Annotated in this window: 2 protein-coding genes and 1 pseudogene; 1 reads left to right on the forward strand and 2 read right to left on the reverse strand. The window is 71.7% G+C overall.

Features of this window, described 5'->3' with window-relative positions:
- Window position 1 precedes the first annotated feature (1 nt).
- Both ACIBAF_RS39950 and ACIBAF_RS39955 read right to left on the reverse strand, forming a co-directional pair.
- Window positions 2–10,144 (reverse strand): annotated as a pseudogene (locus tag ACIBAF_RS39950) (type I polyketide synthase); the annotation flags it as partial.
- A gap of 225 nt (window positions 10,145–10,369) precedes the next feature.
- Window positions 10,370–17,875, reverse strand: coding sequence for an SDR family NAD(P)-dependent oxidoreductase (locus ACIBAF_RS39955; RefSeq protein ID WP_399470076.1), 7,506 nt, complete (start codon window positions 17,873–17,875; stop codon window positions 10,370–10,372).
- A gap of 155 nt (window positions 17,876–18,030) precedes the next feature.
- Here ACIBAF_RS39955 and ACIBAF_RS39960 point away from each other — a divergent pair, with 155 nt between their 5' ends.
- Window positions 18,031–19,113, forward strand: a complete 1,083-nt coding sequence (locus tag ACIBAF_RS39960; protein ID WP_399470078.1) for a phosphotransferase enzyme family protein — start codon at window positions 18,031–18,033, stop codon at window positions 19,111–19,113.
- Window positions 19,114–19,154: the final 41 nt, after the last annotated feature.

The raw sequence follows: 19,154 nt of genomic DNA on the forward strand, positions 1-19,154 counted from the left end.
TTCACGACTCGCCGAACCGGTTGTCGAGCAACTCCAGCAACTCGTCGGTGCTGCCGACGGATTCCAGGCTCGGCGTCTGGTCCGCCGTGCTGCCGGTGCCGCGTACGGCCCCGAGGAGGGACTCGACACGGGCCGCCAGCCGCAGCCGGACCGAGTCGTCGGCCACCAGGGCCTGGAAGTCCGCCTCGATCCGGTCGAGCCGGCCGATGACCGTCTCGGCCGTGGGGGCTTCCTCGTCGAAGAGTTCGGTGAGCAGGTGTTTCGCGAGGCGGGCCGGGGTTGTGTGGTCGAAAAGCAGCGTCGGCGGCAGGGTGAGGCCCGTGGCCCGGCCGAGCCGGTTGCGTAGATCGACCGAGAGCAGCGAGTCGAAACCAGCCTGCTGGAACTCCTGGTCCGACGGCAGCTGGTCGTCCGCGCCGCGTCCCAGCACCACCGCGCCGTTCGTCCGGACCAGTTCCAACAGAGCGCGCTCGCGGTCCGTGGGTGTCATCGCAGCCAGCCGCTCCCGGAAACCGGCATCGGTGCCCCCGGCGGGGGCGTCGGCGTCCTGCCGTTCGGAGACCGCCTCGACGAAGTCCTCGATCAGGGGGCTGCTGCGTACCGAGGTGAACACCGGGACGAACCGAGCCCAGTCCACGTCGGCGATCACCTCGAACGCCCGCTCGGAGGACAGGGTCCGGTACAGGCCCTCGAAGGCGGTGGACGGGTCGAGGAACGGCAGGCCCTGGCGGACGACGCGTTCGACGTCCGCGCGGTCCTTGGTCACCTCCTCGTCCCAGATGCTCCAGGCCAGCGACGTCACCGGGAGCCCCTGCGCGCGGCAGCGTTCGGCGTACGCGTCGAGATGTGCGTTGGCCGCACCGTAGGCGCCGTGGTCGCCGCTGCCCCAGACCCCGGCGATGGACGAGTACAGGACGAGCTCGCGCAGGTGTGCGGGGTCGAGCAGCTCGGCCAGGTTCACCGCGCCCGCCACCTTCGCGTCCACCACCTCGGAGAAGTGCGACAAGGGGGCCGACTCCAGGGGCGCGATGTCCAGGTGGGCGGCGGCATGCAGGGCGGTGGTCACTGGATGCCCGACCTCCTCCAGTTCGCGCAGTACCCCGTCCAGCCGTTCCCGGTCCCGTACGTCACAGGAGAAAACGGTCGCGGTGCACCCCGCTTCGCCGAGCTCGGCGACGAGTTCCAGCATGCCGGGCGACTGCGGTCCGCGCCGGCTCAGCAGGGCCAGGTGCTTCGCTCCGCGCTCGGCCGCCCACCGGGCGAGATGCGGTCCCAGCGATCCGCCGGCGCCGGTGATCAGCACGGTCCCCGAGGGCTGCCACCCGCGGTCCGCCGCCAGGACCGGCGGCTCGTGCCGGACGAGCCGGCGTACCCGGGTGCCCGAGGCCCGTATCGCCAACTGATCCTCTCCGTGGCCCCCGGCCAGCACCCGCAGCAGTGCCGCGGCGGTACTCGTGTCGGGGTCCGCGGGAAGGTCCACCAGGCCTCCCCAGCGCCTGGGGTGTTCCAGGCCCACGACTCGGCCCAGACCCCACACTTGGCTCTGCTCCGGGCTGCGCGGAACTTCTCCGGCTCCCACGGCACCGCTTGTGACCGCCCACAAAGGAGCGTCAATACCCAGGTCGCCCAGGGCCTGGACCGCGGTGACGGTCAGCGCGAGCCCCGTGGGCAGCCCCGGCAACGACGGGTGCGGCCGTTCGTCCAGACCCAGCAGGGACAGGACGCCCTCGTACTCCCGCGGCTGATCGTCGTCCGCTGCCGCGACCCTGGAGCCCACCACCGTACGGTCGGCGTCGTCCGCCCCCATCGTCACAGTGACCAGGTCCAGCCCCCGCTCCACCAGCAGGGCCCGCAGTCGCTCGGACGCGGCCGTACCGGGCGTCAGCAGCAGCCATCGGCCCAAGGGCGCAGTGCCGTCGTCGAGTGGGCAGTCACGCCAGGCGATCTCGTAGTGCCAGGAGTCCAGATCGGACCGCCGCCTGCTTCTGCGGCGCCAGTCGGCGAGCGCTGGCACCACCTCGGCGAGCCCCTCCGCACGGCCGATCCCACCGGACAGCTTTGCCAGGTCCCCGCGCTCGACCGCGTCCCAGAACCAGGCGTCCGTATCGGATCCGTGCGACACCGGCCGTCCTTCGGAGGCGTCGAGCCAGAAGCGGCGGTGCCGGAACGCGTAGGTGGGCAGGTCCGCGCGGCGGCCCGCCGGGAGCACACGGGCCCAGTCCACGGGGAGCCCGCGTGTGTACCCCTCGGCCAGCGACAGGAACATGCGGTCCATGCCTCCGTGGTCCCGGCGCAGCGAGCCGCACACCACACCGCCGCCATCCAGCGAGTCCAGCGTCTCCCGTACGCCGACCGCGAGCACCGGGTGCGGGCTGCACTCGACGAAGAACGCGAACCCGTCGGCGGTCAGAGCCTCGACCGCGCTCTGCAGCAGCACCGTCTCCCGCAGGTTGCGGTACCAGTACTCCGCGTCCAGTTCGGATCCCGACAACCGGGTGCCGGTCACCGTCGAGTACAGCGGTACGGTGCCGGCCCGCGGGGCGATGCCCTCCAGCTCGGCCAGCAGCCGCTCGCGGACCGCCTCCACCGCCGGCGAGTGCGAGGCGTAGTCCACGTCGACCCGGCGGACCTGGACGCCGTCCGCCCTCGCGGACTCGATCAGTTCTCCGAGCGCGTCGTCCGGACCCGACACCACCACGGACCGGTGCCCGTTCACCGCGGCGACCGACAGCCGGTCGTCCAGCCGGTCCCGCACCTCCTGCGCGGACAGGCCCACGAACACCATTCCCCCGGTCCCGGAGAGGTCGCCCAGCAGCCGAGACCGAGTGGTGACCACCCGTGCCCCGTCGGCCAGCGACAGCGCACCGGAGACGCAGGCGGCGGCGATCTCCCCCTGCGAGTGGCCCACCACGGCCTCCACCGGAACGCCCCAGTGCTGCCACATCCTGGCCAGGGACACCATGACGCCGAACAAGGCGGGCTGAACCACGTCCACGGTCTCGGGAATCGCGCTGTCCGTGCCGCGCAGGACCTCCGACAGGGACCAGTCGATATGAGGTGCCAGCGCCTGCTCGCACTCCCGCACCGCGGCGGCGAACACATCCGACTCGGCGAGCAGGCGGCGGCCCATGCCGAGCCACTGCGAACCCTGTCCCGGGAACATCAGCACCACTCGGCCACGCCGCACCGTGTCGGTGACCACCGACGCAGGGCGGATGGCGTCCGCGGTGCCGAGCGCTTCGAGCCCGGACAGCAGCTTCTCCCGGTCCGCGGCGACCACCACGGCACGGTGGTCGAAAGCGGAACGGGCCGACGCGAGCGACCAGGCCACATCGGACGGGGCTAGTCCGGGACTGGCCAGCAGGTGCGCGTGCAGTGCCCGCGCCTGCGCAGGCAGGCCGTCCGCGGTCCTGGCCGAGAGGACGAACGGGAGGTGCCCGGCGTCCGCACCCGGCTCATCCTGGCTGGATGGGGCCCTGGTGTTAGCGTCGGACGGGAGTCCGGTTCCGCGCAGCGGATTGCCTTCCTCCAGGATCACGTGCGCGTTGGTGCCGCTGATGCCGAACGAGGACACCCCCGCCAGGCGCGGACGCCGCCCGCGCGGCCAGGGCCGCTCCTCGGTCAGCAGCGCCACCGTGCCCGCCGACCAGTCGACCTCGTGCGACGGGGTGTCCGCGTGCAGGGTCCGCGGCAGCACCTCGTGCCGCATCGCCTGCACCATCTTGATCACACCCCCCACGCCGGCCGCCGCCTGGGAGTGCCCCAGGTTCGACTTGAGCGAGCCCAAGTACAGCGGCCTGTCCCGCTCGCGTTCGCGGCCGTACACGGCGATGAGCGCCTGGGCTTCGATCGGGTCGCCGAGCCGGGTACCGGTGCCGTGCGCCTCGACGGCGTCGACGGCGGACGCCGGGACACGCGCCTGACCGAGAGCGGCCTCGATGACCCGCTGCTGTGAAGGCCCGTTCGGCGAGGTCAGGCCGTTGGACGCGCCGTCCTGATTGACGGCGGAACCGCGTACGACGGCCAGCACTTCGTGCCCGAGACGCCGGGCGTCGGAGAGCCGCTCCACGAGGAGCACACCGACACCCTCCGACCAGCCGGTGCCGTCCGCGTCGGCGGAGAACGGCTTGGAGCGGCCGTCCCGGGCCAGCCCGCCCTGGCGGCTGAACTCGATGAAGATGTTGGGCGACGCCATCACGGTGGCCCCGCCCGCCAGCGCGAGGTCGCACTCCCCCTGCCGCAGCGCCTGGCAGGCGAGGTGCAGCGTGACCAGCGAGGACGAGCAGGCGGTGTCCACTGTGACCGCTGGGCCCACGAGGCCGAGCAGGTAGGAGAGCCGGCCGGACATGACACTGTTGCTGTTGGCGATGCCGAGGATGCCTTCGAGGCCGTCCGGGATGCCGTTCAGCCGGGTGTAGTAGTCGTTGTACATCGTTCCGGCGAACACGCCGGTACGGCTGCCGCGCAGCGACTGCGGATCAATGCCGGCGTGTTCGACGGCCTCCCACGAGGTCTCCAGGAAGATCCGCTGCTGGGGATCCATCGCCAGTGCCTCGCGCGGTGGAATGCCGAAGAAGTCCGCGTCGAATCCGGCGGGGTCGTCGATGAACCCGCCCTCGCGCACGTAACTCCTGCCGACCCGGTCCGGGTCGGGGTGGTAGAGGCCGGCCAGGTTCCAGCCGCGGTCGGAGGGGAACCCGGTGATGGCGTCCGCCCCGTCGGCCACCAGCCGCCACAGCTCCTCAGGGGAGGTCACCCCGCCGGGGAACCGGCACGCCATGCCGACGATCGCGATGGGTTCGGTGCTGGTGTCCGCGTCGGCCGCAACGCCCGGGACGCCCGGGACGCCCGCACGGTGGTCCCCTGCACCCCGGATCTCCGCCGACAGGTGCGCGGCGAGGGCCGCCGGGCTGGGATGGTCGAAGACGAGCGTGGCAGGCAGGCGCAGTCCGGTCGCGGCGTTGAGGCGGTTGCGCAGTTCGACGGCGGTGAGCGAGTCGAAGCCGAGGGCCTTGAACGCGCTGTCGTCGTCGACGTCCGAGCCGCCCGAGTATCCGAGCACCTCGGTGACGTGCGTGCGCACCAGGTCGAGGAGCGCGCGTTCCCGGTCGGCGGCGGGCAGCTCCGCGAGCCGCTGAGCCCACGACGATCCGCCGGACCCCGAACCGCCGTCGCCGGAGCCGGCGCGCCGCCGTACGCGGGGTGCCAGGCCGCGCAGCAGCGCGTGGGGTTCGGCGCCGGGCCGCGACAGAGCGACGGTGTCCACCCGGGTCGCCGCCAGTACGGCCTCCCCGGCGCACTGCGCGGCGTCGAACAGCGCGGCGCCGTCTTCGGCGGACAGCGGCGGCAGGCCGGAGCGGGCCATCCTTCTGAGGTCGGTCTCGTCCAGGTGACTGGTGCTGGTGCTCGCCTCCCGCCACAGTCCCCAGGCGATGGAGACGGCGGGCAGCCCCTGGGCACGGCGGTGGTGGGCGAGCGCGTCGAGGAAAGAGTTGCCCGCGGCGTAGTTCGCCTGTCCTGCCGTGCCCAGGAGGCCGGCGAGGGAGGAGTAGACGACGAAGGCTTCCAGGCCGAGATCGCGGGTGAGGTCGTGCAGGTTCCAGGCCGCGTCGGTCTTGGGCCGCAGGACGGTGTCGAGCCGCTCAGGTGTGAGGGCCGGGAGAACCCCGTCGTCCACGACACCGGCGGCGTGCACCACGGCGGTGAGCGGACGGTCCGCGGGGATGTCGGCCAGGACCCGGCCGAGAGCGTCCCGATCAGCGGCGTCGCAGGACGCGAAGGTGACCTCGGCACCGGCCCCGGTGAGCTCCGCGGCGAGTTCGGCGGCGCCCGGTGTCTGGTTCCCGCGCCGGCCGAGCAGCAACAGATGCCGCGCGCCGTGCCGTTCGACCAGGTGCCGGGCCAGCAGGCCGCCCAGAGTGCCGGTGGCACCGGTGATCAGGATCGTGCCGTGGTCCCAGCGCGGCACGCCCTCCTCGGCGCCGGTTGGTGTCGTGCGGGTCAGGCGCGGTGTCAGGAGCCGGCCGGCGCGCAGCGCCAGCTGGGTCTCGCCGGCGTCCAGCGCCGCCGCGACCGGCCCCGCTTCATGTCCCACGGCGTCGATGTCCACGAGAGCGAAACGGCCCGGGTTCTCCGCGACCGCCGAACGCACCAGGCCCCACACACCGGCGTGCACGAGGTCCGGCACGTCGTCGTCCACCCCCACGGCCCCGCGGGTGACCACCACCAGCCGGGATGAGGCGAACCGCTCGTCCTGCGACCAGGTCCGGACAGTCTCCAGCAGGGTCTGCACCGCCGCGCGGGCGCGGGCACCGGTCCTCTCGTCGCCGTTGCCTTCGGGTGACAACGGCAACAGGACCGTGTCCGGTGCGGGATCGCCGTTCTCCACCGCGCGTACGAGTTCGGCAAGACTGGCGTATGCGTGGACGACACCGGCGGCCGTGAAGGGTTGTGTGCCACCCAGGACGGCCCAGGTGCCGATGGCTCCCGCCGTCCCGTCGGCGTGGCGCGGCGTCCACTCCACACGGAGCAGGCTTCCCCGTGCGCCCCTGCCGGATCCGGGCCGCGCGTCCTGGGTGAGCGGTCGCAGATCCAGGTTCTCCACCGTGGCGACCGGGACGCCCGCCGCGTCGGTGACGATCAGGCTCACGGTCTGCGCGTCCCTGGCCGTCAGCCGGACGCGCAACTCGGTGGCACCGGTGGCGTACACCCGTACACCGGACCATGCGAACGGCAGCAGCGCGGGGCCGTCCGCACCGGTCACGCCCGGCAGCAGCGGGTGCAGCGCCGCGTCCAGCAGGGCGGGGTGCACGACGAACGAGGCCGCGTCCGCGCGTTCCTCCTCACCGAGCGACACCTCGGCGTGGAGATCGCCGTCCGCCCGCCAGACGCGCCGCAGCCCGCGAAAGGCGCCGCCGTAGCCGTAGCCGTGATGGGCGAGACGGTCGTAGAGGTCGTCCGGGACCGGGACTTCCTCTGCGCCGGCCGGCGGCCACACCGTGAGGCCGACGGGGCCGTCCTCGTCCCCGCCGGCGGGGGCGAGCACCCCGCTCGCGTGCAGGGTCCAGGCCGAACCGTCCTCGTCCGGTCGCGCGTACACGCCGAACGTGCGGCGGCCCGAACCGTCGGACTCGCCGACCACGACCTGAAGCAGCACGTCACCCCGCTCGGGCATCACCAGGGGAGTGGCGATTGTCAGATCCTGCACGCAGTCGCAGTCCACCTGGTCTCCGGCGCGAAGCACCAGGTCGACGAAGCCCGTGGCCGGCAGCAGCACCGCGTCGAAGACTCGGTGGGCGGCGAGCCAGGGGTGGGAGTTCAGGGAGATACGCCCGGTGAACACGGTCTCGTCGCGGTCGGCGATACCCAAGGCCGCGCGGAGCAGGGGATGATCCGCGGTCACCAGCCCGAGACCCGACGCGTCACGGGGAGCGAACGTGCCCTCCAGCCAGTACCGCGCCCGCTGGAAGGCGTACGTCGGCAGATCGGTCCGCCGGGCACCCATTGCCTCGAAGAGGGCGTCCCAGTCCAGGCCGACACCTCGGGCCCAGGCCTGTCCGACGGAGGTCCACATGCGGTGCGGACCGCCCTCGTCGCGGCGCAGCGAGCCCAGGACGGTGATGTCCGCACCGGCGGCCTCGGCGGTCTCCTGCACGGCGACCGTCAGCACGGGGTGGGCGCTGGGCTCCACGAACGTCCCGAACCCGTCGTCCAGGAGCCTGCGCACCGCATCGTGCAGTTCCACTGTCTGCCGCAGGTTGCGGTACCAGTAGGAGGCGTCGAGTTCAGGGCCCTTCATCCACTCACCTGTGACGGTGGACAGGAAGGGGATCTTCGCCTCCCGGGGGCGTACCGGAGCCAGCAGCTCGTTCAATTCGTCCTCGACGAGCTGCACGTGCGCCGAGTGCGAGGCGTAGTCGACAGGGATCCGCCTGGCCCGTACATCCTGGCCGGCCAGGGTTTCCAGGAGCTCTTCGAGCGGCGCGGCCTCGCCCGATACGACTACCGAGGACGGGGCGTTGACGGCTGCGATCTGGAGGCCGTCCCCCCAGGGGGTGATGCGCTCGCGGACCTGTTCGGCGGTCAGGGCCACCGACGCCATGCCGCCCAGTCCCGCCAGCACCCGCCTGATGGCCTGGCTGCGCAGCGTCACCACACGGGCGGCGTCCTCCAGCGTGAGGATACCGGCCGTGAAGGCCGCTGCGATCTCGCCCTGCGAGTGGCCCACCACCCCTTCCGGGCGTACGCCGTACGACTGCCACAGCGCGGCGAGGGACACCATCACGGCGAACAGGACGGGCTGGACGACGTCGACACGGTCCAGGGACGGGGCGCCGTCGGCGCGGCGCAGGACGTCCTCCAGGGACCAGTCCACGAAGGGCGCGAACGCTTCTGAGCAGGCGGCGATACGTTCCGCGAACACGGGGGAGGCGTCCAGGAGTTCCGCGCCCATGCCGGCCCACTGGGAGCCCTGCCCGGGAAACACGAACGCGGTCCTCGACGGTGCTACGGCGCCGTCCTCGATCAGCCCGGCCCCATGACCACCGTCGGCGAGGACGCGTAGCCGCTCCAGTGCCTCCTCCCGGTCGGGAGCCACGATCACGGCACGCCGGTCGAGCGCCGCCCGTGTGGTGGCCAGTGAGTACGCCACGTCCAGCGACGTCTGTCCGGGGTTCTGCTCCAGGTGCTGCAGCAGCCGGCCCGCCTGCCCGGCCAGTGCCTGCCGCGTCGCCGCCGACAGCACCCACGGCACAACCGGCGGCGTTCCGACGGCGCGGGACTCTTCGGCGGGCTGCTCCTGTGTGTCCTCCTCCACGATGACATGGGCGTTCGTGCCGCCCAGGCCGAACGACGACACGGCCGCCCGCCGCGGCCGCCCTTCCACCGCGGGCCACTCCCGGGCCTCGGTCAGCAATTGCACCTCACCGGACTCCCAGTCCACCAGGGGGGTCGGAGCGTCCACGTGCAGGGTCCGCGGCAACATCCCGTACCGCATCGCCTGCACCATCTTGATCACACCGCCGACCCCGGCGGCAGCCTGGGCGTGCCCGATGTTCGACTTCAACGACCCCAGGTAGAGCGGCTGTTCAGCCGTGCGCTGATGCCCGTACGTGGCCTGCAGGGCCTGCACCTCGATCGGATCCCCCAACCGGGTACCGGTTCCGTGCGCCTCCACAGTGTCCACGTCCGAAGTCTTCAGCCCGGCGTTCGCCAGTGCCTGCCGGATCACCCGCTCCTGCGACGGACCGTTCGGTGCCGTCAGCCCGTTGGACGCCCCGTCCTGGTTCACCGCGCTGCCCCGCACCACCGCCAGCACCCGATGGCCCGCCCTCCGCGCATCCGACAGCCGTTCCACCAGCAGCAGTCCCACGCCCTCCGACCAGGCCGTCCCGTCCGCCGCTGCGGCGAACGACTTGATCCGGCCGTCGGGCGCCAGCCCGCGCTGACGGGAGAACTCCACGAAGCCGACAGGGGTGGACATCACCGCCGCACCGCCGGCCAGAGCGAGGTCGCACTCGCCCTGGCGCAGGGCGTTGACCGCGAGGTGCAGGGCCACGAGGGAGGAGGAGCAGGCCGTGTCGACACTCACGGCCGGGCCTTCCAGCCCGAAGGTGTAGGCCAGCCGACCCGCCGCGATGCTGCCCGCGCTGCCGCTGTAAAGGTAGCCTTCCAGGCCCTCCACCGGAAGATTCGGGCGGGAACCGTAGTCGGTGTACATCAGCCCGGTGAAGACCCCGGTCCGGCTCCCCCGGTACACGGTGGGGTTGAGCCCGGCGTTCTCGAAGGTTTCCCAGGCGGTCTCCAGCAGCAGCCGCTGCTGGGCGTCGGAGGCGAGGGCCTCGCGCGGTGACATGCCGAAGAAGCCGGGGTCGAACCGGTCGGCGTCGTGGAGGAATCCTCCGTGCCGGGTGTACGACGTTCCCGGCTGGTCGGGGTCGGGATCGTAGAGCTTGTCCAGGTCCCAGCCGCGGTTGTCGGGGAACTCGCTGATGGCGTCCACTTCGTCGGCGACCAGCCGCCACAGGTCCTCGGGGGAGGCCACGCCGCCCGGGTAACGGCAGGCCATGCCGACGATCGCGACCGGCTCCTGCGCCCTCGCCTCGACCTCACGCAGGCGTCTGCGCGCGTCACGCGCGTCGGCGATGGCCCGCTTGAGATATACACGGAGTTCTTTCTCGTCAGCCACGTGGGTCAGCTCCCAGGGATGAAGTGCGTGCCCTGATGCGGGCGTGCGTGTGGTCGGGGTGGGTTCGGAGGAACGAGCGGTCCCCGCCGCCGGTCGTCGGTCGGGTTGGTTGACAGCGGCAAGCCGGTGTCCGTTGCCGGCCGGGTTGGTCGGAGGGAACGAGTGGGTGTCCGCTGCCGGTCGTCAGTCGAGTTCGTCGACCAGGGCGAACAGGTCTTCGTCGCTGGCCGATTCGAGGTCGTCGTCGGGTCCGGCGGCACGGCCAGCCTCTCCGAGGAGGTCGAGGAGATCATGCAACCGCGCGGTGATCTCCTGCTGCGCGCCGCGGTCCGCGGCCACCAAGGGGATGACCGTCCTGAGCCGCTCGAGCTCCGCGATCACCGGTCCGGCGGGCGACAGCTCGTCCGCGAACCGCGTGTGCAGGTGCGTGGCGAGAGCTGCCGGGCTGGGGTGGTCGAAGACGAGTGTGGCGGGCAGGCGCAGTCCGGTCGCGGTGGTGAGGCGGTTGCGCAGTTCGACGGCGGTGAGCGAGTCGAAGCCCAGGTCCTGGAAGCTCCGTCCGGTCTCGACGCCGTCGTTGCCGTGGCCGAGCACCTCGGCGACGTGCGTCCGCACCAGGTCCTGGAGCACGCGCTCCCGGTCGGGGGAGGGCAGCCCCACGAGCCGCTCGGCCAGTGACGGTCCAGCCGTCCCCGGCCCGACGTCGCCGGACTGGGCGCTGCGCCGTGCGGGGGGCACCAGGCCCCGCAGGAGTGGATGGGACTCGGCGCCGGAGTGCCGTAGCGCTGTGGTGTCGATGTGCGCGGCGGCCACCACGGGCTCTTCTGCGTCTCGCGCGGCGTCGAAGAGGGCGATGCCGTCCTCGGTGGTCAGCGGCAGCAGGCCGGAGCGTGCGAGTCGTTGGAGGTCGGTGTCGTCGAGATCGCTGGTGCCTGTGCTGGTCTCCCGCCAGAGTCCCCAGGCGATGGAGCGAGCGGGGAGCCCCTGGGCACGGCGGTGGTGGGCGAGCGCATCGAGGAAGGTGTTGGCGGCGGCGTAGTTGGCCTGTCCCGCTGTGCCGAGGAGACCCGCGAGGGAGGAGTAGAGGACGAAGGCGTCGAGGTCATGGCCCCGGGTGAGTTCGTGGAGGTTCCACGCGGCGTCGCTCTTGGGACGCAGGACGGCGTCCAGGCGTTCGGGCGTGAGGGCGGAGAGGACTCCGTCATCGACGACGCCGGCGGTGTGGACGACGGCCTTGAGGGGATGTTCGGCCGGGATGGAGGCGAGGACGCTGGCGAGGCTGTCGCGGTCGGCGGCGTCGCAGGCCGCGAGAGTGACATGGGCCCCGGCCGCGGTGAGTTCGGCGGCGAGTCGGGTGGCGCCAAGCGCCCGGTCGCCGCGCCGGCTGAGCAGAAGCAGGTGCCGGGCGCCGTGGTGCTCGACGAGATGGCGGGCCAGATGGGCGCCCAGGGTGCCGGTGGCACCGGTGATGAGAGTCGTGCCGTCCCCCCAGCGCGGCGTGTCCTGCCGCCCGTGGGCGGCGGGCACGCGGGTCAGCCGCGGGGTCAGCAGTCGGCCCGCGCGCAGCGCGAGTTGGGTCTCGCCGGCCGCCAGCGCCCCAGCGAGCACCGCAGGGTCGTACGGCGTGCCGTCGGTGTCCAGGAGGGCGAAGCGCCCTGGCTCCTCCGTGGCGGCCGAACGCACCAGGCCCCACACACCGGCGTGCACAAGATCCGGCGCCTCCTCGCGGCCCACAGCCACGGCCCCGCGGGTGACCACCACCAGCCGGGAGTCGGCGAACTGCTCGTCACGCGACCACTGCTGGGCCACTGCCAGGACCCGCCGCAGTGTGTCGCGGACGGCGGCGGGGACCGGCGCGTCCCCGGTGTGCTGTGCGAGCGGCAGCAGCACCGTGCCGGGGACCCGGGCGCCCGCGTCCGCCGCTCGGGCCAGCTCGGTGAGGTTCAGGGCGGACACCGTGTGGTCGGTCGGGGCTGCGGCCATGCCGTCGCCGAGTACGGCCCATTCGCCGGTCCGGGCGCCCTGGTCCGCGGTGAGCGCGTCGGTCCACTCGATCTGGAACAAGCCGTCCTGGGTGGCGCGGGCGACCTGGGTGAAGGTCTCGCGGGACAGCGGTCGCAGGACCAGTGAGTCCACGGTGGCCACCGTGGCGCCGGAGCCGTCCGTGACGGTCAGGGAGACCGCGTCGTCTCCCTGCCACGTCAGACGCGCGCGCAGCAGCGACGCGTGTGCCGCGTGGAGTGTCACTCCCGCCCAGGCGAACGGCAGGAAGGGGCCGCGGTCAGGGCCCGCGACACCCGGCAACAGGGCGTGCAGCGCCGCGTCGAGCAGGGCGGGGTGCAGGAGGAAGGCGTCCGCGGTGGCACGCTGCTCGTCGGGCAGGGCCACCTCCGCGAAGATCTCACCGTCGGAGCGCCAGACACGCCGCAGTCCACGGAAGGCGGGCCCGTAGCGGTAACCGTGCTCCTCCAGACGGTCGTACACGCCGTCCAGTGGCACCTCCTGGGCACCGGTCGGCGGCCACACCGGTGGCTCGGCCGCGGGCTGGGTGCCGACCGGGGCGAGTGTGCCCTCGCCATGGAGGGTCCAGGGCCGTCCTGGCTCGGTGTCCGGGCACGAGTGGACCGACACGGGGCGGTTCCCCGAGTCGTCGGCCGCGCCGACCACCACCTGGAGCCGTATGCCGCCCCGCTCGGGCACCGGTAGCGGAGCGGAGAGCGTCAGGTCCTCGACGCGTCCGCAGCCGAGCTGATCGGCGGCGCGCAGCACGATCTCCACCAAGCCGGTGCCCGGCAGTATGACCGTATCGGACACGGTGTGGTCGGTCAGCCAGCGGTGTGTCGCCCGCGACAGGCGGCCGGTGAACACGGCCTCGTCGCGGCCGGCCATACCAAGCGCCGCTCCGAGCAGCGGGTGGTCGGCGGGTGAGAGACCGAGTCCGAAGGCGTCGGCCGCCACCGGCGCGTCCTCCAGCCAGTGTCGCGAGCGCTGGAACGCGTACGTCGGCAGTGGCACACTCCGGCCGCGCGGGAACAGCGCGGCCCGGTCGAGCGGGTGACCCCGCAGGTACGCCAGCACCAGCGCGGCGGCCATCGTCTCGCCCTCCGGCCGACCGGCCCGCAGCACAGGGGCAAGGGCCGCGGCCGGTGTGGTCAGGCAGCCCTGGACCAGGGCCGTCAGTACCCCGTCGGGACCGATCTCCAGGTAGTCGGTGACGCCCTCTTGCTCCAGAAAGGCGACACCGTCGGCGAACCGGACGGTCTCACGGATGTGGCGCGCCCAGTAGTCCGGCGAGCACAGCTGCTCCGGGGTGGCGCGGACGCCGGTCACGTTGGAGACGACGGGCACGCGGGGGGCGTGGAAGCTCAGGTCCGCCACCTCGTCGAGGAACTCGCCGAGGATCTTGTCCATGTGCGGGGAGTGGAACGCATGGGAGACATTCAGACGCCGGGTCTTGCGGCCCAGGGAGCGCCAGTGCGCGGAGACCTGCTCGACGGCCTCCTCGTCGCCTGAGACGACGGTAGCCCGGCGGGTGTTGACGGCTGCTATCACGACCGCGTCGTCCAGGCCGCTCAGGGAGTCACGAACCTCCTGTTCGCCGGCCTCAAGGGCGACCATCGCCCCCCCTTCGCCAACGGCCTGCATCAGCCTGCCGCGCGCGGCCACCAGACGGCACGCGTCCGCCAGGGACAGCACCCCGGCCAAGTGGGCGGCGGTGACCTCACCGATGGAATGGCCGAGCAGATGGTCGGGGACTAGGCCATGGTGCTCGACCACCCGGTGGAGGGCGACCTGGACCGCGAAGAGCGCGGCCTGGGTGAAGGCGGTCCGGTCCAGCAGGACCGCCTCCTCGGTGTTCTCCGAGGCGAAGAGCACCTGCTTCAGCGGCCGGTCGAGCAGGGGGTCGAGATGGGCGCACACCTCGTCCAGGGCCCTCGCGAAGACAGGCGACGCGGTGTACAGCTCACGGCCGGCGCCGAGCCGCTGGCTGCCTTGGCCGGAGTAGAGGAACGCGATCTTGCCGCGCGGGGCCGGGGCCGCCCGCACCACCGTGGGCGGGGCGCCGCCGTCGGCGAGGGCGGCGAGGGAGCCCAGCAAGCCGTCGAGGTCGGAGCCGACGACGGCGGCCCGGTGACGCAGTGACGCGCGCGTGGTGGCCAGGGAGAACGCCACGTCGACGGGGCTTGGTCCGGGGCGCTCGGTCACATGGGCGTGCAGCCGCCGGGCCTGGGCGCGCAGTGCCGCCTCGTCAGCTCCCGACACGAGCCACGCCACCGCGGTACCGGCGCCCGGTACCTCGCCGGGTTCGGGCTCGGCGGTGAGGGCGGGGCACTGCTCGATGACGACATGCGCGTTGGTGCCACTGACGCCGAAGGACGAGATGCCGGCGCGCCGGGGCCGGCCGTCAGGTTCGGGCCACGGCCGGGCCTCGGTCAGCAGCCGGACGGCCCCGGCCGACCAGTCGACGTGCCGGGTGGGCTCGTCGACGTGGAGGGTCTTCGGAAGGACACCGCGCCACATGGCCTCGACGATCTTGATCACGCCGCCGATGCCTGAGGCGGCCTGTGTGTGGCCGATGTTGGACTTCAGCGAGCCGAGCCACAGAGGCCGGTCCGCAGGGCGGTCCCGTCCGTACGTGGCGAGCAGCGCCCCCGCCTCGATCGGGTCGCCGAGCGAGGTACCGGTGCCGTGCGCCTCCACGGCGTCCACATCGACGGACCGCAGGCCTGCGTTGGCCAGGGCCTGCCGGATCACCCGTTCCTGGGAGGGACCGTTCGGAGCGGTCAGTCCGTTGCTCGCTCCGTCCTGGTTGACGGCCGAGCCGCGCAGGACGGCCAGGACCCGGTTGCCGTCCCGCCGGGCGTCCGACAGCCGCTGCAGCAGGATCAGGCCCGCACCCTCTGACCAGGCGGTGCCGTTCGCGGATGCCGAGAACGGCCGGCACCGGCCGTCGGGCGCCAGACCGCGCTGACGGGAGAACTCCACGAAGGTGGAAGGACCGGGCATCACCGTGGCGCCGCCGGCGAGCGCGAGGTCGCACTCGCCCTGCCGCAGGGCGCCTGCCGCCATGTGCAGGGCGACCAGGGAGGAGGAGCACGCCGTGTCGATGGTGACGGCGGGCCCCTCCAGGCCCAGGGTGTAGGCGATACGCCCGGAGGCCACACTGCTCAGATTGCCGGTCAGCAGGAAACCCTCGAACTCCTGAGGGGCTCTGGCGAGGCGTGCGGCGTATTCGTCGTGCATGACGCCCGCGAACACGCCCGTACGGCTGCCCTTGAGGGCCGTCGGGTCGATCCCCGCGTTCTCGAAGGTTTCCCACGCGGTCTCCAGGAGTAGCCGCTGTTGCGGGTCCGTGGCCGTGGCCTCGCGCGGTGACATGCCGAAGAAGCCGGGGTCGAACCGGTCGGCGTCGTGGAGGAATCCTCCGTGCCGGGTGTACGACGTTCCCGGCTGGTCGGGGTCGGGATCGTAGAGCTTGTCCAGGTCCCAGCCGCGGTTGTCGGGGAACTCGCTGATGGCGTCCACTTCGTCGGCGACCAGCCGCCACAGGTCCTCGGGGGAGGCCACGCCGCCCGGGTAGCGGCAGGCCATGCCGACGATCGCGACCGGCTCCTGCGGATCAGCCGGGACCACGGTGACGTGGGCGGGTTCGGTGGTGTCGCCGAGCAGTATCCGGATCACTTCCTCCGCCACCGCCAGCGGGGTGGGGTGGTCGAAGAGGACCGTCGGTTGCAGCCGCAGACCCGTGACCTCGCACAGCCGGTTGCGGATCCGCAGCGCTCCCGCGGAGTCGACGCCCAGGGACCGGAACGCCTCGTCGGCGTCCGTGACCGTGGTGGACGGCCCCAGTTCCGCGGTCACGGCGTCCGTTACCAGGCGTACGGCCTCGGTGAGCCGCTCCGCCGGGCCGTACCTCAACAGCCGCTCGCGGGGACCGGCCACGCCCGCCGTGCCGTCCCCGTCGTCCGCCGTGACCGAGGCCAGCGGATAGGGGGGGAGGGTGACGCGGCGGGCGCCGGGCAGGACGGTGTTCCAGTCGGGAGCAACACCGTGCAGATGTGCCGTTGCCAGGGCCTTGAGATGGCGGTCGAGCCCGGCGTCGTCACGGCGCATCGTCTCCAGGACGACCACGTCCTCACCGATGTGCGCGGCGGTCTCCTCGACGGAGAGGGTCAGTACCGGGTGCGGACTGATCTCCACGAACACGCGGTGGCCCTCGCGGAGCAGTGCCTCGGTGACGTCCTGGAAGCGGGCGGGCTCCCGCAGACTGGCGAACCAGTGCTCGGCGTCCAGACTCCCGGTGTCGAGAGGACGCGGCGTGGTCGATGTGTAGACAGGGATCTCCGTGGCACGAGGCCGGACCGCAGCCGCTTCCCGCACCAGGTACTCGTGGACGGGTTCCATGTACGGCGAGTGCCCGGCGATGTTGATGGGCAGCAGCCGGGCACGCACGCCCAGGGCGCGCAGCCGGTCGAGCATGGTGGCGGCGGCATCGCCGGAGCCGGCCACGACCGTCGCGTACGGGCCGTTGACGACCGCGACGTGCAGGTCCAGACCCCACTCGGCGATCAGTTCGGCCGTCCGCCCGGCGGGCAGAGACACGGCCACCATCTCGCCCTGCCCTTGAAGGCGCGCCAACGCCTTGCTGACCGCGCAGACCAGCCGGGCACCGTCCGTCAGGGACAGGCCACCGGCGGCGGTCACGGCCGCGATCTCGCCGAAACTGTGTCCCACCACGGCGGCCGGCGTGACGCCGTGTGACCGCCACAGTTCCGCCAGCGAGACCATGACGGCGAATAGGGCGGGCTGGATCACTTCCACACGGTCCAGCGCGACGGCGCCCGAGAGTAACTCGGTGACGTCGAATCCGGCGAAGGGCCGCAGCGCATGTGCGCACTCGGCCATCTTCTCCCGGAAGACCGGTGCCGCCGCGGCCAGTTCAGCGCCCATGCCGAGCCACTGGGCACCCTGGCCCGGGAAGATGAAGACGGCGCTGCCCGGCCCGGGCTCGCCGTGCACCACGCTGTCGCCCGACCTTCCCGCGGCCAGAGCCCGCAGCGCGCCGATGGCCGAGGCCCTGTCTCGCGCGGTGACCAGATGGCGGTGCGGCCAGACCGTACAAGCGGTGGCCAGGGTGATCGCGGTGTCGCGCAGGGAGACCTCGGGACGGTGCCACAGATGTTCGGCCAGCTCACCGGCGCGGGACCTCAGCGCGCTCGCGCTGTGGCCGGAGAGCAGCAGCGGTACCAGGACAGGGGAGTCGGGTTCCGACGTGCCGGCACGCAAGCGCGGTGAGAGCGCCCGCAGCCACGCCGGCCGTTCCCCGGCGGCCACGGGAACCGGACCGTAGTCGTCGGCCGAGGGCGTTCCCCAGGACAGGGCGACGGCGTTTGCCTTGCCATCGGCTCTGTCGAATGAGACCACCATCGCCGGGTGTTCGTCGCGCAGGCACTCCTCGGCGCTGTCGAACGGAGTGCCTGCCTTCGGCGAGCGTATCTGCAGGGCATGAACCGGGACTCCGGCCATCTGGTCCTCCGCGTCCGTCTCGGCGAACACCACCACCCGGCGCGAGGCCGACGGCACCACTCCGGAGTCCTCGACGGCCCTCCAGACGACAGACAGGACCGGATCGGACTCCTGGCCGTGCGCGATTCCGACGACAACGATCTGATCAGTGCCTTGTGCCACGAAACAGCAACTCCCTGTGGGACCGGAGGCCCGCCGAAGCGGCTTTCTTCCTCTGTCATTGAGTGAGATTGCTTGACAGTCAATCAAATGACCTCCGAACATTCCCCCCCTAATCACCCCTAGAGCACGGTCTTGGGACCGCTAAAGTAATGCAGTTGGCTGATTTCCTGTCCGGGCCGGGGCCCCCGCAATACACTGAGCGCTGCACGGGCCTGGAGAGTCACTTGGCGGATTTATCGGACTCCATGCCTTTGCGGTCGACCGGGAATAAATCGAAGAAACCAGCGATTGGGAAGACGATGCCAGTATTCGACCCCCTGCCGGAAGCTCCTCATGCGGACCGGCTTCCCCTGCACCTGTGGAACAGGCCGGATTTCACGGTCATGCCCTGGCCCGAGGACACCTGGAAGATAGGCTACAACTCGCATACCTGGTTGCTTGAGGGGAACGGCGAACGCGCGGTCCTGAAAGCCGTACCCAAGGAACAGCAGATCAAATTCGAATCCGGTCTGCGTGCCGCAGGAATGTCCGAACGGGCAGGTATCCCATCCGGTGCTCCCCGTCCGGCCCTGGACGGCAAGATCGTCGTCGAACACGGCGACTGGTGCTGGGCACTGCTCGAATACGTCCCCGGTCGGCCCACCGACCCGGAGAATCCCGCAGAGCTGGCCCAGGCGGGCCGGACCCTCGGCCGTATCCACGCCGCTCTGCGCGACGTCCCCCCGCTGCCGCAGACGATGGTGTGGAATCAGATGGACTGGGCGCTCGCGGAACAGCCCTTCCTGGAAGGACTCGACTGGATCAAGCAAGCGATCCGCGAAGGTTTTGACGCCACGCCGAAAACACTGTCGGACGGGATAATCCATTGTGATCCGCGGCTGACCGAGTTCCGCTTCGACGGTGACCGGGTGGGTCTCCTCGACTGGGGTGAGGTGATGCATGCTCCTCATGTGTTCGACCTTGCCGCGACACTGAGTTTCCTCGAGGAGGAAACGGACTGGGTGCCATTTGTCTCCGGCTATCTGGAGACGTCTCCCGCACCAGTGGACGAACTGATTTATCTGCCCATCATGCTCAAGACAAGATCCGCTCTGGAGGGGTGGGTCTATGCGCGACGGAAGTACTACGGGATCGACCTGGGGCAGGTTGCCGAGCACACCAACGACAGCCTGATCGAGCGTTCCCGGGAGAACATCCTCGCTGCCGAAGCCCTGCCCAAGGACTTCTACATGCCTTGACCCCGATTCTTCCGGGGGCGGCGGCGAGGCCGCCGGTGAGC

This window comes from Streptomyces sp. NPDC051677 (assembly GCF_044453465.1).
Classification (GTDB): Bacteria; Actinomycetota; Actinomycetes; order Streptomycetales; family Streptomycetaceae; genus Streptomyces.